The organism is uncultured Alistipes sp. (assembly GCF_902388705.1).
In the GTDB taxonomy this organism is placed as follows: Bacteria; Bacteroidota; Bacteroidia; order Bacteroidales; family Rikenellaceae; genus Alistipes.
Map to the genome: position 1 here is coordinate 24,291 of NZ_CABMQJ010000007.1, position 26,470 is coordinate 50,760.

The 26,470-nt window shown below is 56.2% G+C and carries 29 protein-coding genes and 1 pseudogene; 14 read left to right on the forward strand and 16 right to left on the reverse strand.

Annotation, left to right across the window (positions count from 1 at the left end; translation table 11 throughout):
* Nucleotides 1-10: 10 nt before the first annotated feature.
* The 4 genes and pseudogenes from ureE to QZT71_RS04070 all read right to left on the reverse strand — a co-directional run bounded on the left by ureE (nucleotide 11) and on the right by QZT71_RS04070 (nucleotide 3,233).
* Nucleotides 11-586 (reverse strand): urease accessory protein UreE, encoded by a 576-nt coding sequence (gene ureE / locus QZT71_RS04055; RefSeq protein WP_295912836.1) that lies wholly within the window; start codon nucleotides 584-586, stop codon nucleotides 11-13.
* A 74-nt stretch (nucleotides 587-660) separates the two neighbouring features.
* Entirely contained in the window at nucleotides 661-2,379 is a 1,719-nt protein-coding gene (locus QZT71_RS04060) for an urease subunit alpha (protein ID WP_195459980.1), read from the reverse strand.
* A 146-nt stretch (nucleotides 2,380-2,525) separates the two neighbouring features.
* A pseudogene (locus QZT71_RS12510) lies at nucleotides 2,526-2,819 on the reverse strand (urease subunit beta); the annotation flags it as partial.
* A 111-nt stretch (nucleotides 2,820-2,930) separates the two neighbouring features.
* Complete coding sequence (locus QZT71_RS04070; RefSeq protein WP_009597094.1) at nucleotides 2,931-3,233, reverse strand: urease subunit gamma; 303 nt, start codon at nucleotides 3,231-3,233, stop codon at nucleotides 2,931-2,933.
* A gap of 213 nt (nucleotides 3,234-3,446) precedes the next feature.
* Here QZT71_RS04070 and crcB point away from each other — a divergent pair, with 213 nt between their 5' ends.
* Complete coding sequence (gene crcB / locus QZT71_RS04075; protein ID WP_195459975.1) at nucleotides 3,447-3,824, forward strand: fluoride efflux transporter CrcB; 378 nt, start codon at nucleotides 3,447-3,449, stop codon at nucleotides 3,822-3,824.
* Between the two features lie 682 nt (nucleotides 3,825-4,506).
* On the opposite strand, the gene QZT71_RS04080 is transcribed toward crcB, so the two are convergent.
* A complete protein-coding gene (locus tag QZT71_RS04080) occupies nucleotides 4,507-5,025 on the reverse strand; it encodes an STM3941 family protein (protein WP_295912848.1) in 519 nt (172 codons plus the stop codon).
* 171 nt (nucleotides 5,026-5,196) lie between these two features.
* Between QZT71_RS04080 and QZT71_RS04085 the strand changes: the two genes are divergently transcribed.
* The 4 genes from QZT71_RS04085 (at nucleotide 5,197) to QZT71_RS04100 (ending at nucleotide 8,927) form a co-directional block, all read left to right on the forward strand.
* The gene (locus QZT71_RS04085; protein ID WP_295912850.1) at nucleotides 5,197-6,300 is read left to right on the forward strand and encodes a mechanosensitive ion channel family protein; all 1,104 of its coding nucleotides are present in this window, start codon (nucleotides 5,197-5,199) and stop codon (nucleotides 6,298-6,300) included.
* An 11-nt stretch (nucleotides 6,301-6,311) separates the two neighbouring features.
* The gene (pulA, locus tag QZT71_RS04090; RefSeq protein WP_295912852.1) at nucleotides 6,312-8,279 is read left to right on the forward strand and encodes a type I pullulanase; all 1,968 of its coding nucleotides are present in this window, start codon (nucleotides 6,312-6,314) and stop codon (nucleotides 8,277-8,279) included.
* Nucleotides 8,280-8,349: 70 nt separating this feature from the next.
* A complete protein-coding gene (locus QZT71_RS04095; RefSeq protein ID WP_295912854.1) occupies nucleotides 8,350-8,610 on the forward strand; it encodes a GlsB/YeaQ/YmgE family stress response membrane protein in 261 nt (86 codons plus the stop codon).
* Nucleotides 8,611-8,612: 2 nt separating this feature from the next.
* On the forward strand, nucleotides 8,613-8,927 hold the full coding sequence (locus QZT71_RS04100; RefSeq protein WP_295912857.1) for a hypothetical protein: 315 nt from the start codon (nucleotides 8,613-8,615) through the stop codon (nucleotides 8,925-8,927).
* A gap of 67 nt (nucleotides 8,928-8,994) precedes the next feature.
* Here QZT71_RS04100 and QZT71_RS04105 read toward each other — a convergent pair whose 3' ends face one another.
* The 3 genes from QZT71_RS04105 to QZT71_RS04115 form a co-directional block, all read right to left on the reverse strand.
* Nucleotides 8,995-9,681 carry an SOS response-associated peptidase gene (locus tag QZT71_RS04105; protein WP_295912860.1) on the reverse strand — a complete coding sequence of 229 codons (687 nt, stop codon included), beginning with the start codon at nucleotides 9,679-9,681 and terminating at the stop codon, nucleotides 8,995-8,997.
* 102 nt (nucleotides 9,682-9,783) lie between these two features.
* Nucleotides 9,784-10,218, reverse strand: coding sequence for a PepSY-like domain-containing protein (locus tag QZT71_RS04110; RefSeq protein WP_295912861.1), 435 nt, complete (start codon nucleotides 10,216-10,218; stop codon nucleotides 9,784-9,786).
* A 170-nt stretch (nucleotides 10,219-10,388) separates the two neighbouring features.
* Entirely contained in the window at nucleotides 10,389-11,243 is an 855-nt protein-coding gene (locus tag QZT71_RS04115; RefSeq protein WP_295912863.1) for a VIT1/CCC1 transporter family protein, read from the reverse strand.
* Between the two features lie 356 nt (nucleotides 11,244-11,599).
* Here QZT71_RS04115 and QZT71_RS04120 point away from each other — a divergent pair, with 356 nt between their 5' ends.
* The 6 genes from QZT71_RS04120 to QZT71_RS04145 all read left to right on the forward strand — a co-directional run bounded on the left by QZT71_RS04120 (nucleotide 11,600) and on the right by QZT71_RS04145 (nucleotide 16,616).
* Entirely contained in the window at nucleotides 11,600-12,847 is a 1,248-nt protein-coding gene (locus tag QZT71_RS04120) for a spondin domain-containing protein (protein ID WP_295912865.1), read from the forward strand.
* Nucleotides 12,848-12,914: 67 nt separating this feature from the next.
* A complete protein-coding gene (locus QZT71_RS04125) occupies nucleotides 12,915-13,145 on the forward strand; it encodes a hypothetical protein (protein ID WP_295912867.1) in 231 nt (76 codons plus the stop codon).
* 47 nt (nucleotides 13,146-13,192) lie between these two features.
* Entirely contained in the window at nucleotides 13,193-13,600 is a 408-nt protein-coding gene (locus QZT71_RS04130; RefSeq protein WP_295912870.1) for a hypothetical protein, read from the forward strand.
* Nucleotides 13,601-13,688: 88 nt separating this feature from the next.
* Nucleotides 13,689-14,660, forward strand: a complete 972-nt coding sequence (locus QZT71_RS04135) for a manganese catalase family protein (protein WP_295912873.1) — start codon at nucleotides 13,689-13,691, stop codon at nucleotides 14,658-14,660.
* A gap of 114 nt (nucleotides 14,661-14,774) precedes the next feature.
* Entirely contained in the window at nucleotides 14,775-16,217 is a 1,443-nt protein-coding gene (locus QZT71_RS04140; protein ID WP_295912876.1) for an alpha-amylase, read from the forward strand.
* A gap of 189 nt (nucleotides 16,218-16,406) precedes the next feature.
* The gene (locus QZT71_RS04145) at nucleotides 16,407-16,616 is read left to right on the forward strand and encodes a hypothetical protein (RefSeq protein ID WP_295912881.1); all 210 of its coding nucleotides are present in this window, start codon (nucleotides 16,407-16,409) and stop codon (nucleotides 16,614-16,616) included.
* 219 nt (nucleotides 16,617-16,835) lie between these two features.
* Here the strand turns inward: QZT71_RS04145 and QZT71_RS04150 are convergent, their stop codons facing one another.
* A complete protein-coding gene (locus QZT71_RS04150) occupies nucleotides 16,836-17,096 on the reverse strand; it encodes a GlsB/YeaQ/YmgE family stress response membrane protein (RefSeq protein ID WP_295912883.1) in 261 nt (86 codons plus the stop codon).
* Between the two features lie 124 nt (nucleotides 17,097-17,220).
* Here QZT71_RS04150 and QZT71_RS04155 point away from each other — a divergent pair, with 124 nt between their 5' ends.
* Nucleotides 17,221-17,697, forward strand: a complete 477-nt coding sequence (locus tag QZT71_RS04155) for a TspO/MBR family protein (protein ID WP_295912886.1) — start codon at nucleotides 17,221-17,223, stop codon at nucleotides 17,695-17,697.
* A gap of 40 nt (nucleotides 17,698-17,737) precedes the next feature.
* On the opposite strand, the gene QZT71_RS04160 is transcribed toward QZT71_RS04155, so the two are convergent.
* From QZT71_RS04160 to tpx, 3 genes are all read right to left on the reverse strand, one after another.
* Entirely contained in the window at nucleotides 17,738-18,379 is a 642-nt protein-coding gene (locus QZT71_RS04160) for a nitroreductase family protein (RefSeq protein WP_295912888.1), read from the reverse strand.
* Between the two features lie 366 nt (nucleotides 18,380-18,745).
* Nucleotides 18,746-19,021: a putative quinol monooxygenase gene (locus QZT71_RS04165; protein ID WP_295912891.1), complete on the reverse strand. Its 276-nt coding sequence runs from the start codon at nucleotides 19,019-19,021 to the stop codon at nucleotides 18,746-18,748.
* 18 nt (nucleotides 19,022-19,039) lie between these two features.
* Nucleotides 19,040-19,546 carry a thiol peroxidase gene (gene tpx, locus QZT71_RS04170; protein WP_295912896.1) on the reverse strand — a complete coding sequence of 169 codons (507 nt, stop codon included), beginning with the start codon at nucleotides 19,544-19,546 and terminating at the stop codon, nucleotides 19,040-19,042.
* A gap of 251 nt (nucleotides 19,547-19,797) precedes the next feature.
* Between tpx and QZT71_RS04175 the strand changes: the two genes are divergently transcribed.
* On the forward strand, nucleotides 19,798-21,069 hold the full coding sequence (locus QZT71_RS04175) for a porin (protein ID WP_295912898.1): 1,272 nt from the start codon (nucleotides 19,798-19,800) through the stop codon (nucleotides 21,067-21,069).
* A gap of 37 nt (nucleotides 21,070-21,106) precedes the next feature.
* Here QZT71_RS04175 and QZT71_RS04180 read toward each other — a convergent pair whose 3' ends face one another.
* Nucleotides 21,107-21,601, reverse strand: a complete 495-nt coding sequence (locus QZT71_RS04180; RefSeq protein ID WP_295912900.1) for a 3'-5' exonuclease — start codon at nucleotides 21,599-21,601, stop codon at nucleotides 21,107-21,109.
* Nucleotides 21,602-21,905: 304 nt separating this feature from the next.
* Here QZT71_RS04180 and QZT71_RS04185 point away from each other — a divergent pair, with 304 nt between their 5' ends.
* Complete coding sequence (locus QZT71_RS04185; protein ID WP_295912903.1) at nucleotides 21,906-22,994, forward strand: SGNH/GDSL hydrolase family protein; 1,089 nt, start codon at nucleotides 21,906-21,908, stop codon at nucleotides 22,992-22,994.
* 92 nt (nucleotides 22,995-23,086) lie between these two features.
* On the opposite strand, the gene guaA is transcribed toward QZT71_RS04185, so the two are convergent.
* The 3 genes from guaA to guaB are packed head-to-tail and all read right to left on the reverse strand — an operon-like array spanning nucleotide 23,087 to nucleotide 26,443.
* Complete coding sequence (gene guaA / locus QZT71_RS04190) at nucleotides 23,087-24,613, reverse strand: glutamine-hydrolyzing GMP synthase (protein WP_295912904.1); 1,527 nt, start codon at nucleotides 24,611-24,613, stop codon at nucleotides 23,087-23,089.
* A gap of 13 nt (nucleotides 24,614-24,626) precedes the next feature.
* Nucleotides 24,627-24,962 carry a DUF3795 domain-containing protein gene (locus QZT71_RS04195; protein ID WP_295912996.1) on the reverse strand — a complete coding sequence of 112 codons (336 nt, stop codon included), beginning with the start codon at nucleotides 24,960-24,962 and terminating at the stop codon, nucleotides 24,627-24,629.
* Between the two features lie 2 nt (nucleotides 24,963-24,964).
* Nucleotides 24,965-26,443 carry an IMP dehydrogenase gene (guaB, locus tag QZT71_RS04200; RefSeq protein WP_295912907.1) on the reverse strand — a complete coding sequence of 493 codons (1,479 nt, stop codon included), beginning with the start codon at nucleotides 26,441-26,443 and terminating at the stop codon, nucleotides 24,965-24,967.
* Between the last annotated feature and the right edge of the window lie 27 nt (nucleotides 26,444-26,470).

Below are 26,470 nucleotides of genomic sequence, written 5' to 3' on the forward strand. Positions count from 1 at the left end.
AAGAGCCGGTTTAATGCGCATGCGCATGTTCATAATGGTGATGTACGTCGCTGTCGGGGCCCGTGCCACCGAACAAACGCCGGATTTCGTGGGGAGCCAGGTAGGGAATGACCTCCGAACCGGGCTGGAACGAATAGGTTACATTCTCGATGTGATGTGTACGCATCACACTGTCCATCACCTTTTTGTCCACCGTCAACGGAACGTATACCTTTGTTCCCTTCACCACGGCCGGCCAATGCTGGTTGCCGATGGCATGGCCGAGTTCCACCGAAATATGGATGATCGTTTCGGGTTTCTCGCGGGCCAGCGCAGAGAGGTCTGCTACCAGCACGTCGTTGAGCCGGATGCGAACGGCCACAATCTTATGTTGTTCGGGCAGGTATTCGATAATATCGCCGTCGAGCATCTGCGAATGGCGTTTCAGCGCCACGGCATATTCGTTCGCATGATCGCTGCTGATTACGAAGCGGCTTTTCTGGGCTGTCCACTGATCGAGGTCGATGTATTCGATTTCGGCATTTTGCGATTTCTTCACCCATTCGGGAGTTTGAAGATTACCTATGATTTCCGTATATATTTTCATCGGATTATTATTTAGTTGGTTTTTAATTTCCGGGAGCATGCCGTAGGGTATGCTCCCGGAAATCGAAAGGTCGGTTAGCTGAACCAGAGCAACTGGCTCAGGGGGAATTTGTCTGCAGGCTTGACATAAGCACGGATATCGTTGACCAGCACGTCAAAGGTCTCTGGATTGACATCGATCTTCGGCACACCGCCGTTGCGCACCATGTCGAACTTGGTCAGTTGGCGGGTGCGGCGCACGGGCTTTACCATGCGTTGCAGGCAGAGTCGGTCCTTGATGCCGCTCTGGAAAGCCGCATTGGAGACGAACGACAGGCAGCTTTCGGGCATTGCCTTGCCAAAACCGCCGTACATCGGACGGTAGTAGCATGGCTGAGGCGTCGGGAGCGATGCGTTGGGGTCGCCCATGTTCGCCCAGTTGATCATGCCGCCCTTAATGACCAGCTTCGGTTTGGCGCCGAAGAACTGCGGCTCCCAGAGCACGAGATCGGCGCATTTACCTTTCTCGACCGATCCGAGGTAGTCGGAAACGCCGAACGTGATGGCCGGGTTGATCGTGATCTTGGCGATGTAGCGCAGCACGCGGAAGTTGTCGTTCCCGTCGGCATCCTCGGCGAGCTTGCCGCAGGCGTTTTTCATGAACGACGCCATCTGGAACGTGCGCATGAACGATTCGCCGATACGGCCCATGGCCTGCGAGTCGGACGAAACCATCGACAGGACACCCAGATCATGCAGCACATTCTCCGCTGCCTGCGTTTCGGGACGCACACGGCTCTCGGCGAAGGCCACATCCGACGGAATCTTCGGATTGAGGTTGTGGCAGACCATGATCATGTCGAACAGTTCAGCCTGGGAGTTGATGCCGAACGGCAGTGTCGGGTTGGTCGACGAGGGCAATACGTAGGGCATCGACGCCACTTTCAGCAGGTCGGGGGCGTGTCCGCCGCCGGCGCCTTCGGTGTGGTAGGTATGGATCGTGCGGCCGTCCATGGCGGCGATCGTATCCTCGACATAACCGCTTTCATTAAGCGTGTCGGTATGAATAGCTACCTGCACGTCGAAACGATCGGCGACGCCCAGCGCGGCGCGGATCGCAGCAGGGGTCGAGCCCCAGTCCTCGTGGATCTTCAGACCGCAGGCGCCGGCTTCGATCTGCTCTTCGAGCGGTTGGTTCATCGAGCAGTTGCCCTTGCCCAGCAGACCGACGTTGATGGGAAGACCCTCGACCGATTCGAGCATATGCTCGATGTTCCAGCGGCCGGAGGTAATGGTGGTTCCGTTACTGCCGTCCGAGGGGCCGATGCCGCCGCCGAAAACGGTCGTGATGCCGTTGCTCAGGCAAGCATAAGCCTGCTGCGGGGAGATCATGTGCACGTGGCCGTCGATGCCGGCCGCCGTCAGGATCAGGTGTTCGCCCGAAATGGCGTCGGTCGCAGCGCTGGTCACCAAATCGGGATGCACGCCGTGCATGATATTGGGGTTGCCCGATTTGCCGACGCCCGCGATCTTGCCGTTCTTGATGCCCACGTCGGCCTTCACCACGCCCAGTTTGGCGTCGATGACCGTGACGTTGGTGATGACCAGATCGAGCGAGCCTTCCTCCGAAGTCATCGTATTCGCAAGACCCATACCGTCGCGGAGGGTTTTGCCGCCTCCGTAGACGACTTCGTCGCCGTATTCGCGCAGGTCCTTTTCGATTTCAACGTACAGATCGGTATCGCCCAGCCGGATTTTATCGCCGACGGTCGGACCGAACAGGTTGTTGTATTCTTGACGTGAAATTGTTGCCATATCCTCTATTTTTTGGTGTTGTTACTCTGTTTCAAAGCGGCCTCGGCATCACTCTCCGGAATGCTTTTGAAACCTCTCTTCCGGGCTTTGGCCACGGCTTTGATGCGCGCCGGGAAATAGGTGGGAGCATCTTCCTCGCCGGTGTAGCCCATCACCAGACCGTTGAAACCGATCACGCGACGCTTGCCCGAATAGGCGACGACTTCGACCTCCTTCTGGTCGCCCGGCTCGAAACGGATGGCGGTCGTGGCGGGAATGTTCAGGTGGCAGCCGAACGCGGCTTCACGGTCGAATTCCAGGTAGCGATTGACTTCGAAGAAATGGAAATGCGAACCGACCTGGATGGGACGGTCGCCGGTATTGCGCACGACCAGCTTTACGGTTTTACGCCCGATGTTGTACTCGATCGGGTCGCTCATCAGAATTTCGCCTCCGACAATGACGGGCTGTGCAGGTTTAAACCCCGGTTTATTCGGATAGAGACTCGCCGCCTGTGCCTGATTGTTCGCAGGGGCGGGATTTGTTGTACTCATAAATTCGCTTGTTTAAAATTACTTAATCGGATGGTGGATGCTCACCAGACGGGAACCGTCGGTAAACACGGCTTCGACCTGCAACAGGTCGATCATATCGGCGACGCCCTCCATAACGTCGCTTTTCTTCAGTACGCTGGCCGCTCCTTTCATAACCTCTTCTACGGTTTTGCCTTCACGCGCTCCCTCCAGTGCCGTGGACGTAATATAGGCTACGGCCTCCGGATAATTCAGTTTCAGCCCTTTCTTCATGCGCCGTTCGGCAACCATACCGAGTGAAAGCAGCATCAACTTGTCAATCTCTTTCGGTGTCAAGTGCATAGTAAATGATTTTTATAGTTAATCCGGCTCCGCATCCCCGAAGGCCATCTCGTAGCCCACCGGAGCAGCAGTTCGCCGATACTGTTATGGGAGGTTCCAAATAGGATGCCAAAGCTTGACCTGAAATATTTGACAAAAAGCCCGAAAGCCGGTGGCATTAAATTTGCCCGGAGAAAATTCCGAATGGTAGAATCAACTAAAAATGTGAGAATTATGTTCAAAGCAATGATTATTGCAGGTTTCGGTGGCTTTATCGGCACATGCCTGCGCTTTCTGACAGGGAAACTGGCCCATGTCATCACGGTTTCGGCTTTTCCCTGGGGCACGTTCGCCGTCAATATAATCGGCAGTTTCGTGATCGGCATCTTCTTCGGCCTGGCCGAGAAAACCCATGTTATCTCCCCATCGATGAACGTCTTCCTGATCACCGGCTTCTGCGGCGGATTCACCACCTTCTCGTCGTTCGCCGATGACATGTACCTGCTCCTGCAGCAGAAACACTGGCTCTATTTCGGTCTCTACGTCGGATTGAGTTTTATTCTGGGATTGATATTGGTATGGCTGGGTCGCTCGCTGATAAAGGCGATATAGTGTACTCAATACAATAAAAAGCTCCCCGAAAATACTTGGTTCTCGGGGCGCTTTTTAATATCTTCATTCCCATATTTTCCACTTATATCTTGCAATAAAATTGAGGCATAAATCATTATTCGCCAAGCAATATCGATAAAGACAGCGGGCATATAGGTATTTATATACCTATATGCCCGCTGTCTTACAAACGACCAAATTGGAAAAAACTCATTCCCGGTCGCAGCTTGCACCTACATTCAATCCATCACCCAATAAAATATTCAATAATATACTCGATTTCCACATTGCCTGCATGGAATATATAATGTTGAATACATGTCAATTAGGTGGTATTTTATTAAAAAAACTGCAATTTATTTTGCAATGACATAATGACATGATAATGTTGTATATTTGTATTGGTAATAGATTCTTTCTGGACAATTAGGGCAAAAAATCAGTTTTGTATCCAATTTGTAACCAGCACGGCTCGAGAATCTGTTAAGTATTTGACTTACATAGATTTAGGTGTGATAGGCTCACACTCCTCCCTCTCCGCTGAAAGTCGATGCCGCCATCGGCAAAAACAAAACAAACCCCGCCAAAAAGTTTTTCGGCGGGGTTTTATTATGCGGGAATATTACAGGCGGAAGGGCTTGTGCCCCGGCCCGGACGCACGTCCCGCGCATCGGATTCCACTTCACTTCGAACGGTACTTTTTCAGCAAGCCAATCCGGTCGGGCATATCCGCCTCTTTCATCTTGCGAATCAGGGCGACCAACTGCATGGAATCGACCTCCAGCCCCATCATGCGGATGTAGACTGCCTTTACACCCTCCGATTCGTACAGCCGGTCGAATCTCCGAAACCAGCCCGGCCGTATGAGTTGCGGCTTGTAATCGCCGCGGAGCAGCAGGCGCACCCAGTACTGGCCCCGGAAGTAGAAGTCGTCCACATAACGTATGGCCTCCCATTCGATTTGCTCACGAATCGTAAACGGTTCGGTAATGCCGTGCGCGGTAAGGACGACATACGGGCGGCGGTCGAACAGCGAACACATACCGTACAGCAGGGCGAAGACCGCCGTTATCACGAGGCACCACCCCAGAACGACATCGCGGACATAGTACAAAACAAGGCCGCCGGCTATACCCGCAAGGAGTCCTGCGACAGTGATACACACCGACTTCTTCCTGGATTTATGAATTATCATCCTCATCCTCAACCACATTTTCATTTCGAAATCGTGCAAATTTGCCTCCAAAGGCATAAAAATTGAAACCCCGGATAAGAAAAAAACGTTGCGGCATGCACTATTGTAAAGAGCCGGATGGCAAAAAAGAAGGCACAAATAACAAATTGATTCTATAATTTAAAAACCGATTGAAAAATGTTGGAATATGAAATTTGGGGAAATACGGTCCAGACATGGATTGTTTCCATACTTATCGTCGCAGGGGCGTTCGTCGTCGTAAAACTGCTCTCCCTGTTGGGCCGGAAGGTCATAAGGCCGTTTATCGACCGCACGGACAACCGGGTGGACAACATTATCTACTACTCCCTCGAAGCACCCCTGAAATTCGCCGTAATGCTGCTGGGCATCTGGATTGCCATTCACCGGCTGGTCTATCCCGACAACTTGGTGAAGTACGTCGACAACGCCTACCGCATACTGATTATACTGGACATAACCTGGGTTCTCGCCCGCCTTTCCACGGCCTTGCTCCAACAATATTGGGGACAGAGATCGGACGGTCATGCGGTGAAAATGATGCCGGTGGTCAGGCGGACGCTCCTGGTTCTGATTTGGGTTATCGGCCTGGTGACGGCCTTGAGCAACGTAGGCGTCGACATCAATGCGTTATGGGGCACGCTGGGCATCGGCGGTATCGCCTTCGCCCTGGCCGCACAGGATACCGTGAAAAACATCTTCGGCGCATTCACCATCTTTACGGACAAGCCCTTCGGCATCGGCGACACGATTAACGTGAACGGCCTGGAGGGGACGGTCATCGACGTGGGCATGCGTAGCACGAGGATACTGGGTTACGACCGGCGCATCACGAGCTATCCCAACTACAAGATTACGGATGCCTCCATCGTCAACATCTCTTCGGAACCGATGCGGCGGGCCATGGTGAAACTGGGGCTGACGTACGACACGGGAGCAGAAAAGATGAAAGAGGCGCTGGATATATTGAGAGCCATCCCGGCAAAGGTCAAGGACGTTTCCGGGAATCCGTCGGACACCACAGCCTACTTTTCGGACTACACCGATTCGGCGCTGGTCATCACGTTCTACTACTACATCGAGAAACAGGGCGACATTCTGAAAGTGACGTCGGACGTGAATCTGGAGATACTGGACTCTTTCGCCAAGGCGGGACTCGAATTCGCATTCCCCACCCGTACGCTGCTCCTGCACCGGGACGAAAACGGCAAAAACGGCAGCGAACCGGCCGCAGCCGGCAAAACGCAAATTCCGAATTCCTGAAAATATTTCCCATGAAAACTCTGAAGAATCATCCCGCGGCCGACCGGCTGGATTCGTTCGACCAATATCCCTGTTATTACGGAACCGATTTGGAACTGGCATACACTCCTCAACGCTCCGTCTTTACGCTGTGGGCGCCCACAGCCGACAAAGCCCGGCTGAATCTCTACGCTTCGGGCGACGGCGGCGAGGCAGAGGAGCGGCTGGAGATGGAGCCCTCCGACAACGGCACGTGGCGCATCGCCCTGGAGCACGATTTGAAAGGGACTTTCTACACCTTTCAAATCGAACAAGCGGGAAACTGGCTGGATGAAACACCCGGCATCTGGGCCAGGGCTGTCGGCATAAACGGCGACCGGGCGGCCGTAATCGACCGGAGCGAAACCAATCCGGAAGGCTGGGAGTCGGATCGCGCGCCCGAATTGAAGATGTATTCCGACATCATTCTCTACGAACTGCACCACCGCGATTTCAGCATCGCCCCGGATTCCGGAATCGAAAACAAAGGCAAGTTCCTCGCCCTGACCGAAACCGGCACCAAGACTCCCGAAGGGGAGGCATCCGGTCTGGATCACCTCAAAGAACTGGGTGTAACACATATACACATCCTCCCCTCCTTCGATTACGCAACAGTGGACGAAGCGAGGCTGTCGGACAAAACCTACAATTGGGGATACGACCCGAAGAACTACAACGTTCCGGAAGGCAGTTACTCCACCGATCCCGCCGACCCCGCGGCACGCATCCGGGAGTTCAAACAGATGGTGCAAAGCCTGCACCGGAACGGCATGCGCATCGTTCTCGACGTCGTCTACAACCACACGGCCTCGGTCGAACATTCGAATTTCACCCTTACCGTTCCCCGCTACTTTTACCGCCAGAATGCCGACGGCTCCTACTCGGACGCCTCGGGCTGCGGCAACGAAACGGCCTCAGAGCGCGAAATGGTGCGGCACTACATCGTCGAATCCGTCAAGTTCTGGGCGCAGGAATACCATATCGACGGTTTCCGGTTCGACCTGATGGGAATACACGACATCGAAACGATGAACAGGATCCGGGAAGAACTGTCGAAAATCGACCCGACCATTTTCATCTACGGCGAGGGTTGGCTTGCGGCCGACTCTCCCCTGCCGCCGGAAAAACGGGCCGTACGGGATCATGTCGGACAGATGGAGGGTATCGCCGTTTTCTGCGACGATTTCCGCGACGCCGTGCGCGGCAGCACGTTCGAGGAACACGCCTGCGGATACGCTTCGGGGAATATCGCCGGACACTACGAACCCGTAAAATTCGGGGTCGTCGGCGCCACACAGCATCCGCAGGTAGATTATAACGGGCTCCTGTACAGTTCCGTACCGTATGCGGCCGCCCCTTCCCAGGCGGTTAATTTCGTGGCCAGCCACGACGGCTACACGGTAATCGACAAACTGAAACTGTCCGTCACGGGCGACCGTGCCCAAGACGAGCTGCTCCCTATCGACAAGCTGATACACACCATCCTGCTCACAGCGCAGGGGGTGCCGTTCATCCGTGCCGGCGAGGAGATGATGCAGGACAAACAGGGCGAGCCGAACAGTTTCCGTTCGCCCGACGCCGTCAACCGGATCGACTGGTCGCTGAAAGCCAAAAACCGCGAACTGTTCGACTATATCCGGCAACTGATTGCCCTGCGGAAAGCGCATCCGGCCTTCCGCATCCCGACGGCAGAGGGACTGCGGCAGTGGCTCCGTTTTCTCGACACGGGCGACTCCGGCATAATCGCCTATACATTGGGCGAATATGCGAACGGCGATGCGTGGAAAGAGATTCTGGTGGCCTATAACGGAAACCGCCGGGAGGCCGAATTCCAGCTTCCCGAAGCAGACCGTGTCGTAATTTGCCGCGACGGGCGAATCGACCCCGACAGCCGCGAACGCCTCTCCGGAGGAGTTGTCCGGATAGCCCCCTCATCGGCTATTATCGCATACAGCGAATAATTTCCGGCAGTCCATCCTCCGGGGTACAAATTTTGTATTATATTGATTGTCAACCAAAATTATAAAAGATATGTATTTCTTATGGTATTTACTCATTGGCCTGGCGGCCGGATGGATCGCCAGCCTGATTTTCAAGGGCAGCGGCTCCGGATTGCTGGTCAATCTGATCGTCGGTCTCATCGGCGGCATTCTGGGCGGCTGGCTCGTTTCTCTGTTAGGATGGGTGCCGACAGGCACATGGGGAACTTTCCTCTCCTCGGTCATCGGCGCTATCGTACTGCTGTGGATCGTATCGCTGTTTACACGGCACAAACCTGCTAAAACAATGTAATTATGGAAAAGTATTCGACAAAAGAGAACGAAACGTACCGCGAACACGCGGAGAAAGCGGTTCACAAGGTGGAAGAGCACGGCCAGCAGGCAAAGCACCATCTGCAGGAAAACATGCAGAAGCTGAAGGATGACGCCCAGGAGGCGGCCATCGAGGCGCGGAACGAAGCCAGGACGGGCGTTCACAAAATGGCCGGCAAGATCGAAGAGGCCGGCACGAAAGTCAAAAATGCGACCAAAGAGGGCCTGACCAAAGCCGCGCACAAGGTAAACGAGACGGCCACGCAGGCAACAAACCGGATTAAGGAAAAAGTATGACCCGGCGAGCCGAAAACAGGAAAGGGAAGTCTTCAGACTTCCCTTTTTTATTTTCACTGCGGTACGTTCAAGCCGGTACGACTATGCCCGGATCGGCAGCGGCCTCGTGCATGAAATCGCATCGCACGGGTTCGCTGTAGAGCTCCTGCTCCGGATACGGCTTGAGCAATGCGGCGATTTGCCTGTCGGACAACTCCGGATTCAACCAGCGCTCCTCGTCGTCGGGACGGAGGATTACCGGCATCCGGCAATTGGCATTGTCGACGTAGCGCATCAACGGGTTGGCTTCGGTAGTGATTATCGAAAAAGTCATCGTCAATGCCGCGGTCGCACTGCAATACCAGCAATCGAAAATCCCGGCCAACGAAATGAGAGGCCGCTCTTTCAGCGTCACGTACAAGGGGATTTTCCGATTCTGTTCATGGCGCCACCCATAAAATCCGCTGACGGGCACCAGGCAGCGTCGCTGACGAATCGGAACCCGGAACGAGGCGTTTTCGAAAATGGTTTCCGCACGGGCATTGACCGTCTGGTTACGGAGCGTCACGGTATCCTCCGTCTTTCGTATCCAATAGGGAATCAATCCCCAACTGGCATACTGTATCTGTTCGTCCCGGGTCAGAATCGGATACGGGAGGTGCGAAAATGCGCAGACACGGCAAGGCGGGCGGAAATTTCGGTTCAGATCGGCCTTGCGGCCGAAATGCCGGGCGAGCTCATCAGGCCCGGCAGCAAGAAAAATATGATAACACATGGCATGATACGATTACAATTCGGGCCGGCACGGCCCGCTGGAAACATAAAAACGCAGGGAGCATGACGACGGCCGCCCCCTGCGTTTTTCACACGGCGAAAACTATTTCGTAGCTTTCGTAAAGTTGCCATCCTTATCGAAATCGAGCACCGTCTTGTCGGCAAGCCCTGCTTTGTAACCGTCGGCAGTCGTCTCCACCATAACAATCCGCTGACCGGGGTAGTTATTACCCGCATAGGTCTTGACTTTGGCCGGAATCACCGACATGGGAACCGAACCGTTCTTCATGATAATCTGCGAGCAATCACCGCTGCCGCCCTCGAAGGAGACCTGGTTGCCGCTGTTGAAATAGACGGTGTACTTGTCCCACGACGCCTCACGATCCATCTCCACGGACTTCACCTTCTCACCGGGGAAATTTTTCTGAATGAACTCCTGCGAGTTTTTCGGCAGTTTACCGAAATCAACCTTTTGAGGAGCAGCACTTACGGCAAAAGCAAATACCGCAGCCGCGACGAGTAAAAGAATTTTTTTCATAATATAAAGAATTTAAGTGATGAATGATACCGGAATACCTGCAAATGGTATTCCATTGAGGTTGAAATTGTTAAAAAAATATTTTCCATACTGACTATCAATTTTTTTCAGTTCCGCCGCATGCCCCAATCCGGCCTGCCGGACGGTACAAACAGGCGCCAAAGGCCGCTTTACAGGGCTGCACCCGTAAACAACTTGAGGATATAGCCGATCAGGAAGCTGATTCCGGCGATGCCGAAACTCAACAGGGCCATTTCGAAAAAACGCTGCCTGAAACTCTCCCGCCGGACGACGGCATAATAATAATTGAACAGGGCAATCACGCTCAAGGCCGCCAGGAGCATGACCCCCAACGCCGCAAGCGCACTCGAAAAGAGCAGATAAGGAAGTATCAGAATGGCGACCGTTACCAGATAAGCGATTCCGGTGCAGACCGCAGCCCGCAGCGGATGTTTCTCGCGGCCTTTTTCCGACTTGGTGGCAAGGTATTCGGAGGCCGCCATCGAGAGGGCCGCGGCAATACCCGTGATTCCGCCCGTCAGCGCGACCAGCCGCGGCTCGTTCAGCGCCAGTGTAAAACCGGCCAGCGCTCCCGTGAACTCGACCAACGCGTCATTCAACCCCAGGACGACCGAGCTTATGTAACACAACCGCATTCCGCCGGCCAAGGTCGTCAGCTCCTCGCTGTGCCGCCGCTCCTCCAGCGCTATGCGCACGAACTCTTCGCGTTCGGGATAGAGCGCATAGTTCGCCTCCGCACCTCTTTCGCACTGCTCCATCCGCCGCACCACAAAAGCCGGCCCCAGCACCCTGACCATTCCCACATACCAGAAAACCCGTTTCGAATCGGGAGCCACCGTACGTCCCGTACGGCTTTTGAGCACCTCGCAATGCCGTCTTTCGTCGTGCATGATACGCAGCAGAGTCCGCCGGCGAACCGGATCTTTTTCCAGTCCGGCCAGCCGGCGGTAGACTTCGCACAAGGTAGTCTCGTCCCGTTGAAGGGTCAAAAGGTTTTTCGTCATCGCAGTCCTATTTGTATGGTAATTTCACCCGAAGCCGCCGAAACCGGGGAGTGGCGGGCGTCACAGTCCGGGAGCCGCAAAAAATCTGCCGAAACGGCGTCCGAACCTCCGCAGGAAGAATGTTTTACCTCAACGCACGAGGTGCGAAAAAAAATCCATCCACCCCTTACTGCGTGTTTTGCAGGAATATCCATCCTCCCGCTTTTTCAATCCATCCAAAAGTATTTTTCATGGCATAAATGATGCACGCAACTGCATCGAAAAGGGTGCCGGACGACAAATATGAACATATACCTTAATATAAATAGCAACAACGGTTTAACCGAGTATTAACTTAATTAATCATTACATCAACCATGAAAAAAAAGTACTTTTTCACCGCATTCGCTGCGGTTTTGCTTTTCGCAGGGCTCGCCTTTACCGCCTGTGACGACGACGACGACAACAACGCCCCCGGCACAAAGCCGACAATCAAGTTCGAGAACGTAATCCCGACGAAGAATTACGTCCAGAGCGGCACGTTCGCCTCCGTCGCCCCCGGAGCCACGACTTCGTTCACATTCCATGCGGCCAAAGGGCAGCGCCTGATGTTCGCCACCATGTATTCCTATTCCAACGACCTGTTCTTCGCTCCGGAGAATCCGGGTATCGAACTCTTCAATGATGCGGGTGTTCCCTATACCGGCATCATAACCGATGCCGTGAAACTGTGGGACAACGGCACCCGCGTCAACGAGCAGCCCGGCCCCAACGTCAACCATCCGGGCGTAGCCCAGGCCGGCGTGGTAAGCGAAGTGAACGGTACGGACACGGAAGGCCACACCTATCCGAAGGCTTCGACCCTGCTTCAGGTCAACCTGACTTTCGACGCCGTGCAGTCGCAGTTTACCTGTACGATTTCCAACATCTCGAACGGCACATCGAACGAGACTCCGTTCTCGGGCGGCGTGTTCGTCGTATCGAACCTGCTCGACGGCAAACTGGTAATGGAGAAGCCGTTCTTCAGCGTCGACCAGAAATCGGGCGTTGAACTGACCAAACTGGCCGAAGCCGGCGATGTCGCTCCCCTGCAATCGCTTGTCGCCGACCAGACGGGCATCATCACCACGCTGCACGGTGCCATCGTAGTGGTTTACACGGGCAACACCAACCCGATCTACCAGTTGGGACAGAAAGACGCACAGCTCGGCCTGGCAGCGCTCGCACAGCGCGGCGACCCGGCACCTTTGCGCACATCGCTCGAAAAAGTCCCGCAGGTACGCAAAATCTACACGATTACGGATACCGTCCTGCCGGGCAAGAGCATGGAATGCACCTATGAGGCTGCGGCCAACGAGAAAGTGGCCTTCGCCACGATGTTCGGCTATTCGAACGACTGGTTCTTCGCCAATGGCCCCGAACTCAATGCCCTGACCAAAGGCAACGTAACGAGCAAGACCGTCCTGCTGGACGACGGCACGGCCGTAAGCCAGTATCCCGGTGCCGGTAACGCCCAGTTCTTGTTCGGCGGAACGCTGATGCCGGAAGACAAGGCCATCAGCGCTGTCGGCGACACCTTCCCGGTTCCCGCCGTCGACGGAATCGTCAAGATAACAATCTATTAAAGATTGTCGTGTGTGTTAATTGCGCCCGGAGCAGGAAACTGCTCCGGTTTTTAAACTCTGCAAAATCATGAAAAACAACAAATCACAGGAAGGCAACGCGACCGTTGCCGTAGAAAAAAAGACCTCCAAAGTACCCTCGATGATCTACCTGGGCGCCGGCTTGAGCGCATTGGCGGCTTCGGTCTGCATGATGTTGCGCGGCCGTAAATCCACAGCGCTGCTCGTCGGCCAATGGGCCGCCCCGCTGCTGATAATGGGACTTTACAACAAGATTGTCAAGACCGAGGGGCACGACTGACCCGTCGCAATCAGACAAAACAAACCGAATCATTAAAAATCACGATTATGGACAAGACCAACCAAATGCACGGCGAAAGCCGTGACAACCGAAACGACACACAGACAGGCCCGATGAAAAACGGCAACACGAACAACCTCGACCCCCGCAGCCACGGCCGCGACAACAGCGGCATGCACGCGGGCGGCACCGAAGGAAGTTCCTACCGCCAGCAGCAACAGCCGGGCCATACGGAACAATACGGCTCGAAGAAAGGTTCGTACTGGGAGGAAAAAGGCTCCGACCGGGAACAGAGCATCGGAAGCCGCATGAACGAAGAAAGTATGAATAAAAAGCAGCAGGACCGGCAGCAGTACGGGCAACAGGGCCAGAACGAGTCCCGCGACACCGGCGACAGCACGGCAGACGGAAAAGAAAAAGAGTCCGCCTATGCCGGCCTCCCGAAACAGCGTTGATTCCGTCCTCTGCATAAGGAGCGGCCCGGCAAGGCCGCTCCTTCGGAATAAAAACACGAACCAAGTATCACCTTAAAACGACAAATGTATGTTTTACCACTCCAAAGAACTCCAGTTCAAGGCACGGGTATCGAAACCCGATCCCCGTTTCGCACGGCTGCTGCTCGAACAATTCGGCGGCGGCAACGGCGAACTGAAAGCTGCGATGCAGTACTTCGTGCAGGCGTTCGCCTGCCACAACCCCTATCCGGACAAATACGACATGCTGATGGATATCGCCACCGAGGAGCTGGGACACCTCGAAATCGTCGGTGCCACCATCCAGATGCTGCTCGCAGGCGTCAACGGCAACCTGAAAGATGCGGCCCAGCGCAGCGACGTCTTCGGACAAACCGTTTCGAAGGACGACTTCATCCACGCGGCCTTTTCGGTCAATCCGCAATTCGGCGTACTGACGGGCGGCGGGCCGCGCCTTACCGACAGCAACGGCGTCCCGTGGCAGGGCTCCTATGTCAATGCCAACAGCGACCTGACGGTCGATTTGCGTTCGGACATCGCCGCCGAATCGCGCGCCAAAATCGTTTACGAATACCTGATGCAATTCACCGACGACAAGGATGTGCTGGCCACGCTCAATTTCCTGATGACACGCGAAGTGGCGCATTTCCAGCAATTCGAAGCGGCTCTGGGCACCATCCAGCCCAATTTCCCGCCGGGAGTGCTCCAAAGCGATCCCCGCTACAGCAACATCTACTCCAATCATTCGATGGGAGAGGATGCCCGCGGGCCGTGGAACGAAGGCGAAAGCACCGGGCTGGGCGAAGAGTGGCTGTACGTCGAGAACCCGCGCGAGCAGGTGATTGAAACCGACGGCCTCACACGGCTCAAACCCCAGGGGACTCCCCGCACCGAAGCTTCGGTGCGCAGCGCGGACAAGAAACTCGGCAAGCAACGCAGCGACGAAATCCGCAAAGCCACACCGGAGAAGAACCTCCAGTGGAGCGAGTACGATTCGCAAAGCATCGAGACGTCCCGCCGCCAGCCGGTCGAACAGAACTAAATATCCCGCCGGCACGCAGGGTGAGAACGCTCCGGAATTTCCGCCGGAGCGTTCTTCCTGTTTTGCATGCGCTTTGCAACAAAACACCGCAAACATCAAACATATATCGGCTTTATGAAAAACGGAGTAATGATGCAGTATTTCGAATGGAATCTGCCCAATGACGGTAAATTGTGGACACAGCTCAAAGAGGACGCCAAACACCTGCACGACATCGGTGTCACCTCCATCTGGACGCCGCCGGCCTACAAGGCCGACGAACAGCAGGACGAGGGATACGCCGTTTACGACCTGTACGATCTGGGCGAGTTCGACCAGAAGGGAACCGTCCGCACCAAATACGGAACGCGGCACGAGCTGGAAGAGGCGATAGCGGCGCTGCATGACAACGGAATTTCGGTCTATCTCGACACGGTGATGAACCAGAAGACCGGTGCCGACTATACCGAAAAATTCATGGCCTGCGAGGTCAATCCCGAAAACCGCGAGCAGGTAATCGGCGCTCCCGTCGAAGTCGAAGGCTGGACGGGATACACCTTTCCGGGACGCGGCGACACGTATTCTCCCTTCAAATGGCACTGGTACCACTTTTCGGGAACCGACCAGGTTTACGAAACCGGCAAGCGGGCCATCTACCTCATCCAGGGCGAAGGCAAAAAGTGGAGCGAAGGAGTCGACAGCGAGAACGGGAATTACGACTTCCTGATTTTCAACGACGTGGATTTCGACCATCCCGAAGTCATCGAAGAGATGAAGCGCTGGGGCGTATGGATATCCCAGACGCTGAATGCCGACGGCATGCGTCTCGATGCGCTCAAACACATCAAGAACAGTTTTATCGCCGACTTCATGCACAGCGTCCGGGCTTCCCGGGGCAAGGAGTTTTACGCCGTCGGCGAATACTGGAGCGGCGACTTCGAGTCGCTGGAAGCCTATCTCGACGCCGTAGACCACCAAATCGATTTGTTCGATGCACCTCTCCATTTCAAACTTTTCACTGCTTCGCAGCAGGGGCGCGATTTCGACATGCGGACGCTGCTCGCAGACACGCTCGTGCAGAAATACCCCACGCTCGCCGTGACGTTCGTGGACAACCACGATTCGCAGCGCGGCAGTTCGCTCGAATCGCAGGTCAAATCGTGGTTCAAACCGCTGGCGTACGGTCTGATTCTGCTCATGAAAGAGGGTTATCCCTGCATCTTCTACGGCGACTATTACAGCATGAAAGGCGAAGCGTCGCCCCACCGTCCTGTCCTCGACATCCTGCTCGACGCACGCCGCTCGCGGGCATTCGGCGAACAGACCGACTATTTCGACCATCCCAACACGGTGGGGTTCACCCGCGCAGGCGACGATAAGCATCCGGATTCCGGGCTGGCGCTGCTCCTTTCCAACGGTGAAGACGGTGAAAAGGTGATGTCCGTAGGCGTAACGCATGCGAATGAGACGTGGCATGAAATCACGGGAAGCTATGACGACGAAATAGTCATCGGAGACGACGGCAAGGCCCTTTTCAAAGTACACGGGGGAAAATTGGCCGTCTGGGTCAAAAAATAATGCGCTCCTTATAGCCGGAACAGTCGAATGAATGCCTTGGAAGAGTGGAATGGTATACGTTTTGTATTCTTTCCGAACAACGCCGCATATTGCGTCAATAGTGCAGCGTTACAAACTTGCTTTCGGTCGAAAAGAAATTATTTTCGGCACGAACGACAGCACAATGTCAAACTAAATTCTTTATCTGTCATGAAAGAGTCAACGAACAAGACCGCCGGCCGCACACAGACCGGACAAAACAAATCGGCGACGAAATCGTCCCGTACAACCACCTCGCACGCCAGCTCGGCCAGCCGGGGAACCGCCAAAAGCCAGTCGTCCGCTACGGGCCGCGTTTCGCGCAGCAACAATCCCGAAGGACACAACCAGTACACCAAAAAATCGCAGGGCAATTGCTAACGGTGCAATTTATCTTTCGATAGCGTGTCGCAAGGGACTGTCTGACAAGTTTCAGACAGTCCCCCGTTTTTTATCCGGCCCTTGTCGGACAAAGAAAGCCCGGTTAGCGTCCCGCAGCAACTGGGGACACGCTCCGGGCTCGTGCGGCTCCATTCCGATTCCTTGTCGTGCAGGGCAGGCATTCGGGCTGCCGGACACTTCCGGCAGGATGCGGACGCCTCAATGCGTACCTTTCGGCGGCACCGTCCGCGTTACGAGTGAAACGAACCACAAAAGTACGATTGCACCGATAACCGATGTCAGCAGGCTCCCGACGGAACCCACCGGAACCCATCCGACAAGCGAGACCAACCACCCGCCCAATATGCCGCCGACAAGTCCGACGACGAGATTGACTACGAGGCCCGATCCGCGTCCCCGGACAATCTTGCTCGCAATCCATCCGGCGAGAAGACCTATGATTAGATACCAGATAAACATGGCGCGACAACATTAATAGTACATGCCGGGCAGGATACAAATCTTATACCCGTTTCATCCGCCGGCCGTCAGCGCCCCGGACGCGGGCACCGATTTTGCACGAATGACATAAAACGGCAAAACAATGAAAAAGGCTTGGGCTTATATTCTTCCCACACTGCTCTGTTTCGTATTGGGGGGATTGGTCGGATGGTGGCAGAGCGATTCGATACGTGAATGGTATCCTTTTCTTATAAAACCCGCGCTGACTCCGCCCGATGCGGTATTCCCGGTTGCATGGAGTATCATCTACCTCTGCATGGGCGTCTCCGCGGGGCTGCTCCTGACCTCCGCCGCACCCTCGCGCCGGAAAGTCATGACCCTGTGGTTCGTCCAACTGGGATTCAATGTCCTGTGGAGCATCCTCTTCTTCGTATGCCGAAGCCCCCTGCTGGGTATGCTCGACATCGCGCTCCTGGACATCCTCGTCATTGCCTATATTGCGCAAAGCGGCAGGATACACACCGCGGCGGCGTGGCTCTTCGTCCCGTACCTTTGCTGGATTCTTTTCGCAACCTATCTCAACGCCTATATCCTCGCGGCCAACGGCACAGGGCTTTAACGCATTGTGGGGTCATCCGGCCGGCGCTGAAAAGGCCGGACTATTCAATCAGCAGATCTTCCACACGGACTTTGGGGACATAGTGCGTACCGTTTTCACGGTAGTAGGCATGGTCGTCGCCGGCGCCGATCTCCGTCAGCTCGATTTTCTCGATGCCCTTGCCGATGGCGAGAATCAGCAGCGGTTCCGCTTCCAGCCCGAACTCCCGCTTAATCCGCTCCTTGTCGAACGCCCCGATACAAATCCCGTTCAACCCGATTTCCGCCGCCTGCAGCAACATGCTCTGAACCGAAATGCCCAAATCGATATCGACATAACGGTTCTCTTCGACCGTCGAGCAGACAATGATGAACGCATTGGGCTCGGTACCCGGAAGGGGCAAATGTAATTGGGGTAACGCGCCTCCCAGACGGATATGCGCCAAAACCCGGGGAGCTTCGTCGGCAAGGACGGGACGGAACCGCAGCACCTGCTGGTTCCGCGCCGAGGGAATTTTGGTATTCACGCCGATAATCCGCCGGAGCTGATCCGCGCGCACGAGGAAGCGGGCGTCGTAACCGCGATGGCTCCGGTTTTTCAGCAGCAGCCTGTTCAGCGTCGCCGACGGCGTGCGATTCCGCGGGCCCGCTGCCGCCCGGGCCAGATACTCCTCCATTTTCCGTCCTAAATAGTCGTCTGCCATTTTTCAAGCGATTTATCCGGTGCAAAGATACGCAAATCTTTCATTTGCCTACTCCCGATTGCCCCCGCTTGCGTCCCGCCGCAGCGAATTTATCCCGGCAATCGCGTCCGTGGAACACCGGAACCCTCCCGAATACCCGGGCCAGCGAACGCTGCGGGACATGGCAGGTTACCCACAAACAGCTTTCAAATCCGACGGTGTCCCTGCCCATGCAAGACCTCAACCGGAATCATCTATCCGCCCGGCAACGAACCGCATCCGCAAACGGCGCACAGCATCTATCATCGCCACAACGCTCTGATTTCCAATGGCAAAAAAAAAAGACTTTTGCTTTGGCAAAAGTCTTTTCCCCGTCATCCGGAACCGTCAGAAAACGAACTTCTCGAGCTTCATCTCACCCAACTGGTGCAAGCGCGGCACCAGCGTCGTGAAGTGCGAGGCCTGCTCGTGGGCAGCCAGGGCCTTGGCGTCGCTCCACGTTTCGCAAATCATCAGCACGTCCTTGCGGGTCGAGCTTTCGAACAGGTCGTATGCAATACACCCCTCGTCCTTAAGCGAAGCCGCGACCAGCTCCTTTGCGGTGTTCATTATCTCCTCCCGGTTGGACTCCGTCGTCCGGATAAAAACATTCAATCGTATCATAAATCTATCTGTTTAGGTTTAGTTGTTCTTAACTGCCTCCACGGCCTTGTCGTAATCGGGTTCCTCGGTAATCTCCGGCACCAGTTCGGTGTAAACCACCTTTCCGGCCTTGTCAATCACTACCACTGCACGGGCGAGAAGCCCGGCCAGCGGGCCGTCGGACATCAGCACGCCGTAAGCCTTATCGAATCCCGACGTGCGGAAATCGGATGCGGGCACGACATTGTCGATTCCCTCCGTAGTACAGAAACGGGATTGTGCGAACGGCAGGTCCTTCGATACGGCCACGACGGTGGTGTCGGGCAGCGAAGAGGCCAGTTTGTTGAATTTGCGCACAGAGGTAGCGCAGACGCCCGTATCGAGGCTGGGAAATATGTTCAGCACCACGCGCCGGCCTTTCAGGCTGCCGAGCGTCAGCGGCGACAGATCGCTCTTTACCAATTCGAATTCGGGGGCCTGAACGCCTGTCTGGATGAATTCGCCGTCGATATGTACGGGCGAACCCTTGAAATTTGTCGTTGTCATCGTCGTTTATTTTAACTGTTATATCCTAAAACGTGCCGCCGCCGGGTTTATTGCCCGCAGGCTCACCCTGCGACAGACTGTATCCCGGACAGTATCACACAAATATAATTCCTTTTTTACAGCATACCAACGTCTGTTTCATATTCTTTTCAGGTTTACTTTCCAACTTTGCAGCGACATGACCGGAACAAGCATATTTTTTGTATTTTTGCCCGAAGCCGGAAAAACGCAAACAAACAGACAAGACCGACATGAAAAAAACACTCTTCCTGTTCCTGCTGACCTGCACCTGCACGCTCGCAGCGGCACAGGAGCGCTCGATGCTGAAACATACCGAAGTCACAGCGGCGGATTCGCTCGACGACGACAACCAACAGCCGGAACGCCTTCGCAACATGCCCAACCTCGAGGTAGGCAAAGGCATCACGTTCCGCCCCAAGAACAACTGGTTCTCGCTGACCATGCGCTTCCGCATGCAGAACATGGTGGGGTTATCGTTCGACGAAGATTTCACGCTCACGAAAACCGACGCCCAGGTAAAACGGCTCCGGCTGCGCTTCGACGGACATATTTACTCGCCGAAACTGGTTTACTCCGTACAGCTGGGTTTCACCTCCTACGATACCGATCCCCTGCCCAACGGCAACATGAACATCGTCCGTGACGCTATCGTCTACTACGTCCCGAGTCCCAAATGGAACATCGGGTTCGGACAAACCAAAATCAAGGCCAACCGGGCGCGCATCAACTCGTCGAGCGCCCTGCAGTTCGTAGACCGCAGCATCGTCAACAGCGAGTTCAACCTCGACCGCGACTTCGGCTTCTTCGGCGAATACAACATGCGCGGCGGCGAGGGCTTCAACCTGTCGGCCAAAGGCTCCGTGACACTGGGCGAGGGCCGCAACTGGGGCAGCTCGTCGAACGGGGGACTGGCCTACACGGGACGCCTGGAGCTCTACCCACTGGGGCGGTTCAAAGCCAAAGGCGACGTGCTGGAAGGGGACTTCGAGGGAGAGGAAAAAGTCAAGATACTGCTGGCCGGGGCCTACTCCTTCAACCACAAGGCCTCGCGCCTGAGCGGCCAGCGGGGCGCGTCCATGCCCGACGACGCCACGCGGAATATCGGCTCCTATTTCGCCGACTTCATTCTCAAATACCGCGGCTTCGCCTTCTACACCGATTTTATGGGACGCACGTGCCCCGACCCGCAGTTCGGCCCCGGCAAAAACGAATTCGTATACAGCGGATGCGGACTCAATGTCCAGACCAGCTACCTCTTCGACCGCAAATGGGAGTTGGCCCTGCGCAATTCAACACTCTTCCCGGAGAACGAAATTCAGGCCCTGACCGGCTACGTGCGCCGGAACCAGTCGACGTTGGGAATAACACGCTATATCATCGGCCACAGCCTGAAAGTTCAGGCCGACATGTCGTACCACTTTTACGACCGCGTGACGGCCCCCGTCGGCAAATCGCCGCAGGACGGTTGGGAAATCCGCTTCTCGCTGGAGCTGGGACTCTGACAAAAAACACCCGGGGCTGCCGCTCCGGGTGTTTTATTCAGAGGATTTTAAGTGCAATTCGGGCGCAGGCTTCGGCGTCGGCCAGCGCATGGTGGTGGTTGGCCAGGTCGAACCCGCAGGCGGCCGACACGGTATGAAGCTGGTGGTTGGGCAGCCGGCTGCCGAAAGTCCGGCGCGAAGCACGGCACGTGCAGTAAAACTGATAACCGGGATACGGCATGCCGTACAACTCGAAAACAGCCCGCAGGCACCCTTCGTCGAAAGGCGAATTATGGGCCACGAGCGGCAGGCCCTCGATACGGGGCGCAATCTGCTTCCACACCTCCGCAAAATCGGGGGCTTCGGCGGTATCTTCATAGGTAAGGCCGTGGATGGCCGTGGTGAAACGGCTGTAAAAATTGGGACGCGGGCGAATCAGGCTGTACAGGGTGTCGACCACTTCGCCGCCGCGGACAACGACGACACCTACCGAGCAGACGCTCGTACGCCGGCCGTTGGCCGTTTCGAAATCTATGGCTGCAAAATCTTTCATCGTTTTCAAGCTGGACACAGTTGCAAAGATAGGCATTTTCGCGGCCAGCCGTACCCGGGAAACGTAAAAAAATCCCGTTCATTGCGGACGGGACGGCGAAGTTTTGGGGCCGGCCGGCAACACGCCCCGCACAGGCGGTGTTCACGAAGGGCGTCGGGCGCTGCCCGGCACCCTCCCCGCTGTTTCGAAACGGCGACGGGCGTATGACGATACCGCAAGGGGCACATTCTGTCCTCCGACAGGATACAACGGATTGAAATTATGCTATCTTTGTATCCGGAGTAACAAACAAAACCACCGGATTATGAAACGCATACACCTGTTGATGCTGCTCGGGAGCGCACTCTTCGCTGCAGCGTCGCATGCCGCACCGCCCATCCGCTACGTAGACGCAACGACGCTGACCATTATCGGCAAAGCCCTGCCCACAGAACTCCCCTATAACCGCATCGACACGGCGCGGTTCCGGGTGCCGGCCAAAACCGTCGGCTTCTGCTACCATTCGACAGGACTGGCCGTCGTTTTCCGCACCGACAGCCGCACAATCTGCGCACGCTGGGAAACTTCGGGCAAAAACCCCGGCGCCAACATGACCGCCATCGCCCAGAAAGGACTCGACCTGTATATCCGCCGAGGCGGAGAATGGGTTTTCGCCGGAGTGGGAACGCCGAAGATAGACGGCAGGAACGACCGCCACGAAGCCACACTGGTCAGCACCCTGGAGGAGGGTGAAAAGGAGTGCCTGCTTTACCTGCCGCTCTACGACCAGCTGAAGCGCCTCGAAATCGGCGTCGACGGACAGAGCGACATCGCCCCGATGGAAAACCCGTTCCGCCACAGAATCGTAATCCACGGCTCGAGCATTACGCACGGCATAGCGGCCGGACGCGCCGGTATGTGTTACTCCTCCCGGCTCGGACGCGACCTGGGGCTTTACTTCATCAACCTCGGGTTCAGCGGACAATGCACCATGCAACCCGAGTTCGCCTCTTACCTGGCGCACGTCGAAGCCGACGCATTCATCCTGGACTGCTTCTCCAACCCCTCGGCCAAAACCATCGACGAGCGGTTCGACGCATTTGTGGATACCATCCGCAAGGCGCATCCCACTACCCCGCTGATTTTCCTGCAGACCATCCGCCGCGAAACCCGTAACTTCAGCACCAGAATCGAAAAGTTCGAAAGCGACAAAATGGCCGCAGCCGAGGCACGAATCCGCGAGCGCATGAAAACGGACAAACACATCTACTTCGTCGCTCCGGGCGACCTGCTGGGCGGCGACCACATCGCTACGACCGACGGCATCCACCCCACCGACCTCGGATTCACACGCATGCTCGAACGCATCGAGCCGCCGATTCGGAAAATCCTCAAAAAATACGGCATCCGGTAACCGCCCCGCCGGGTGCACACCGGGATACCCTGCAAAACGAACCGCCCGAACTTTCCAGTCCGGGCGGTTCGGCATATATATGCCTGCATACTTTACTCCCACTCGATCGTTGCGGGCGGTTTCGAGGAGATGTCGTAAACTACGCGGTTGACCCCCTTGACCTTGTTTATGATGTCGTTCGACACGTTGGCCAGGAATTCGTAGGGCAGGTGCACCCAGTCGGCGGTCATACCGTCCGTCGAGGCCACGGCCCGCAGGGCGACGCAGCTTTCGTAGGTACGCTCGTCGCCCATCACGCCCACGCTCTTCACGGGCAGCAGGATTGCGCCTGCCTGCCAGACCTTGTCGTAAAGGCCCGCGTCACGCAGGGCGTCGATATAGATCTTGTCGACGTTTTGCAGGATTTCGACCTTCTCGGGCGTGATGTCGCCGAGGATGCGAATCGCAAGGCCCGGGCCCGGGAAAGGATGGCGGCCGATCAGCTGGGCCGCAATACCGAGCGAGCGGCCCACGCGGCGCACTTCGTCCTTGAAGAGCAGGCGCAGCGGCTCGACAATCCGGAGATTCATCTTCTCGGGAAGTCCGCCGACATTGTGGTGCGACTTGATCGTCGCCGAAGGGCCGTTAACCGACACCGACTCGATGACGTCGGGATAAATCGTCCCCTGCGCCAGCCAGCGCACGTCCTCGATACGGACAGCCTCCTCGTTGAACACCTCGATGAAATCGCGGCCGATAATCTTGCGTTTGGTTTCCGGGTCGCTGACACCGGCCAAATCGCCCAGGAACTTGTCATGGGCCTTGACGCCCTTGACGTTCAGCCCCATGCCCTTGTACGACTCGAGCACATCCTCGAACTCGTCCTTGCGCAGCAGGCCCGAGTCCACGAAGATGCAGTAGAGGTTTTTGCCGATAGCCTTGTGCAGCAGCACGGCGGCCACGGTCGAATCCACGCCGCCGGAAAGGGCCAGCACGACTTTGTCATCGCCCAGCTTCTGCTGCAATTCGCGCACGGTAGCCTCCACGAAACTCTCCGACGTCCACTCCTGCCGGCAGCCGCAGATACCCGCGACGAAATTGCGGAGCAATTGCGTACCGTCGGTCGAGTGGTAAACCTCGGGATGGAACTGAATGCCCCACGTCTGTTCGTCCTCGATACGGAACGCCGCCACGCGCACATCTTCCGTGCTGGCGACGATTTTATAATTCGCAGGAACCGAGGTAATCGTGTCGCCGTGCGACATCCACACTTGCGTGGTTCGGGGCAGGCCCTGCATCAGCGGGTCATTGGCATCGCCCACGGAGAGCATCGCACGCCCGTATTCACGGCTGGGTGCGGGCTGCACCTCACCGCCGAAAGACGAGGCGAGGAACTGTGCGCCGTAGCAGACGCCCAGCAGGGGCAGTTTGCCCTTAATCGCCGTAAGGTCTGGATTGGGGGCATGCTCGTCCCGCACGGAGAAAGGGCTGCCCGAGAGAATCACACCCCTCACCGAAGCGTCCAGCGCCGGAATCTTGTTGAAAGGGTGGATTTCGCAATAGACATTCAGTTCCCGCACGCGCCGCGCAATGAGCTGCGTGTACTGCGAACCGAAGTCGAGGATCAGGATTTTTTCCATCTATTTTCGTTGTTTATTGTTTCTTTACCGGACGGTTGTAACATCCCGCAAGGTGCATTTCCGCGGCGAAAGCCTCATACCCAGTTTCGCGGATACGCTCGATACAGCCCCGGCGGTCGGAGCGGAACACGAGCCCGAATACCTTGGCAATAAAGTTGTTGAACTTTCCGCAGGCCTCCAGCGGCATCAACGTGCACTCGGCGCAACTCTGCCAGCCGTGTTCCCGGCAGCAGGAACGCACTTCGCACCACGAAGCCTTTTCATTGGCATGGCATCCCGGACAACTCCCCTTACGGAATTTCCGGCAGGTACCGCAGAAGAGCCCGCAGGCCGCGATTTCGGGATTCATCATTACCGCTCGCTGCTGTAATTGGGGGCTTCGCTGGTGATTGCCACGTCGTGCGGATGGCTCTCCTGCATACCCGAGGAGGTTATCCGGACGAAGCGGGCCTGCTGCAGGGCCCTGATGTCCTTTGCACCGCAGTAGAACATGCCGGCGCGGACGCCGCCCACGAGCTGGAAGACCGTTTCGCTCAAGGTACCCTTGAAAGGTACGCGGGCCACGATTCCCTCGGGTACGAGCTTGCTGAAATTGTTCTCGCAGCCCTTCTGGAAATAACGGTCGGCCGAACCGGCTTTCATCGCGTCGATGGAGCCCATGCCGCGGTAGGATTTGAATTTACGGCCGTTGTAGATAATCGTTTCGCCCGGAGCCTCTTCCGTACCGGCGAACATCGAACCGATCATCACGCAGTCGCCGCCCGCAGCCAGCGCCTTGACCATGTCGCCCGAATAGCGCAGTCCGCCGTCGGCAATAATAGGCACGCCCGTACCGGCAGCGGCCGACGCAGCGTCGAAAATCGCCGAAAGCTGGGGAACGCCCACGCCCGCAATAATGCGGGTGGTGCAAATCGAGCCCGGCCCGATGCCCACCTTCACGCCGTCGGCGCCGTTCTCGATCAGGAATTTCGCGGCTTCGGCCGTAGCGACGTTGCCAGCGACCACCTCCAGCGAGGGGTATGCCGCCTTGATTTCCCGGAGTTTGCGGGCAATCGCAATCGAATGTCCGTGCGCCGAGTCGAGCACCACGGCGTCCACATCCTCCTCGACCAGCGCCTTCACGCGCTCCAGCGCGTCGGGCGTGATTCCCACGCCCGCAGCGACGCGCAGACGCCCTTTGGCATCCTTGCAGGCATTGGGATGATCCTGTACCTTGGTGATGTCCTTATAAGTAATAAGCCCCACAAGATGGCCTTCGTCGTCCACCACAGGGAGCTTTTCGATTTTGCTGTTGAGCAGCACTTCCGATGCGTGCGAGAGTTCGGTGCTGTGCGTGGTGATGAGCCGGTCGCCGGGGGTCATCACCTCTTCGATGCGGCGCGACATGTCGCGCTGGAAACGCAAATCGCGGTTGGTGACGATACCGATCAGCTTCCGGTCGGCATCCACGACCGGGATACCGCCGATCTTGTTCTCTTTCATCAGGTTGAGCGCATCGCCGACCGTATGGTCTTTCGAGATGGTCACCGGGTCGTAAATCATACCGTTCTCCGCGCGCTTCACACGGCGCACGTGCGCGGCCTGCTCGGCGATGGACATGTTCTTGTGAATCACGCCGATTCCGCCTTCACGAGCCAGTGCGATAGCCATCGGCGCTTCGGTAACCGTGTCCATAGCAGCGGACACAATAGGGATGTTGAGTTTGATATTTCGCGAAAACCGGGTCTGGATACTGACCTCTCGCGGCAACACTTCCGAATAGGCGGGTACAAGCAGCACATCGTCGAACGTAAGTCCTTCGGGCTGAACCCTTTCGTTGATAAAAGACATAATGAACGTGGATTTTTGTTGCTCGCA

Coding starts and splice junctions, on each gene's coding strand:
- crcB (WP_195459975.1), top strand. CDS start 3,447: ATGTTCAAAGCAATGATTATTGCAGGTTTCGGTGGCTTTATCGGCACA.
- QZT71_RS04175 (WP_295912898.1), top strand. CDS start 19,798: ATGAAAAAAACACTCTTCCTGTTCCTGCTGACCTGCACCTGCACGCTC.
- guaB (WP_295912907.1), bottom strand. CDS start 26,443: ATGTCTTTTATCAACGAAAGGGTTCAGCCCGAAGGACTTACGTTCGAC.
- QZT71_RS04180 (WP_295912900.1), bottom strand. CDS start 21,601: ATGAAAGATTTTGCAGCCATAGATTTCGAAACGGCCAACGGCCGGCGT.
- QZT71_RS04185 (WP_295912903.1), top strand. CDS start 21,906: ATGAAACGCATACACCTGTTGATGCTGCTCGGGAGCGCACTCTTCGCT.
- QZT71_RS04085 (WP_295912850.1), top strand. CDS start 5,197: ATGTTGGAATATGAAATTTGGGGAAATACGGTCCAGACATGGATTGTT.
- QZT71_RS04060 (WP_195459980.1), bottom strand. CDS start 2,379: ATGGCAACAATTTCACGTCAAGAATACAACAACCTGTTCGGTCCGACC.
- QZT71_RS04120 (WP_295912865.1), top strand. CDS start 11,600: ATGAAAAAAAAGTACTTTTTCACCGCATTCGCTGCGGTTTTGCTTTTC.
- ureE (WP_295912836.1), bottom strand. CDS start 586: ATGAAAATATATACGGAAATCATAGGTAATCTTCAAACTCCCGAATGG.
- pulA (WP_295912852.1), top strand. CDS start 6,312: ATGAAAACTCTGAAGAATCATCCCGCGGCCGACCGGCTGGATTCGTTC.
- QZT71_RS04070 (WP_009597094.1), bottom strand. CDS start 3,233: ATGCACTTGACACCGAAAGAGATTGACAAGTTGATGCTGCTTTCACTC.
- QZT71_RS04155 (WP_295912886.1), top strand. CDS start 17,221: ATGAAAAAGGCTTGGGCTTATATTCTTCCCACACTGCTCTGTTTCGTA.
- tpx (WP_295912896.1), bottom strand. CDS start 19,546: ATGACAACGACAAATTTCAAGGGTTCGCCCGTACATATCGACGGCGAA.
- guaA (WP_295912904.1), bottom strand. CDS start 24,613: ATGGAAAAAATCCTGATCCTCGACTTCGGTTCGCAGTACACGCAGCTC.
- QZT71_RS04080 (WP_295912848.1), bottom strand. CDS start 5,025: ATGAGGATGATAATTCATAAATCCAGGAAGAAGTCGGTGTGTATCACT.
- QZT71_RS04110 (WP_295912861.1), bottom strand. CDS start 10,218: ATGAAAAAAATTCTTTTACTCGTCGCGGCTGCGGTATTTGCTTTTGCC.
- QZT71_RS04105 (WP_295912860.1), bottom strand. CDS start 9,681: ATGTGTTATCATATTTTTCTTGCTGCCGGGCCTGATGAGCTCGCCCGG.
- QZT71_RS04115 (WP_295912863.1), bottom strand. CDS start 11,243: ATGACGAAAAACCTTTTGACCCTTCAACGGGACGAGACTACCTTGTGC.
- QZT71_RS04100 (WP_295912857.1), top strand. CDS start 8,613: ATGGAAAAGTATTCGACAAAAGAGAACGAAACGTACCGCGAACACGCG.
- QZT71_RS04130 (WP_295912870.1), top strand. CDS start 13,193: ATGGACAAGACCAACCAAATGCACGGCGAAAGCCGTGACAACCGAAAC.
- QZT71_RS04165 (WP_295912891.1), bottom strand. CDS start 19,021: ATGATACGATTGAATGTTTTTATCCGGACGACGGAGTCCAACCGGGAG.
- QZT71_RS04195 (WP_295912996.1), bottom strand. CDS start 24,962: ATGAATCCCGAAATCGCGGCCTGCGGGCTCTTCTGCGGTACCTGCCGG.
- QZT71_RS04145 (WP_295912881.1), top strand. CDS start 16,407: ATGAAAGAGTCAACGAACAAGACCGCCGGCCGCACACAGACCGGACAA.
- QZT71_RS04125 (WP_295912867.1), top strand. CDS start 12,915: ATGAAAAACAACAAATCACAGGAAGGCAACGCGACCGTTGCCGTAGAA.
- QZT71_RS04135 (WP_295912873.1), top strand. CDS start 13,689: ATGTTTTACCACTCCAAAGAACTCCAGTTCAAGGCACGGGTATCGAAA.
- QZT71_RS04160 (WP_295912888.1), bottom strand. CDS start 18,379: ATGGCAGACGACTATTTAGGACGGAAAATGGAGGAGTATCTGGCCCGG.
- QZT71_RS04150 (WP_295912883.1), bottom strand. CDS start 17,096: ATGTTTATCTGGTATCTAATCATAGGTCTTCTCGCCGGATGGATTGCG.
- QZT71_RS04140 (WP_295912876.1), top strand. CDS start 14,775: ATGAAAAACGGAGTAATGATGCAGTATTTCGAATGGAATCTGCCCAAT.
- QZT71_RS04095 (WP_295912854.1), top strand. CDS start 8,350: ATGTATTTCTTATGGTATTTACTCATTGGCCTGGCGGCCGGATGGATC.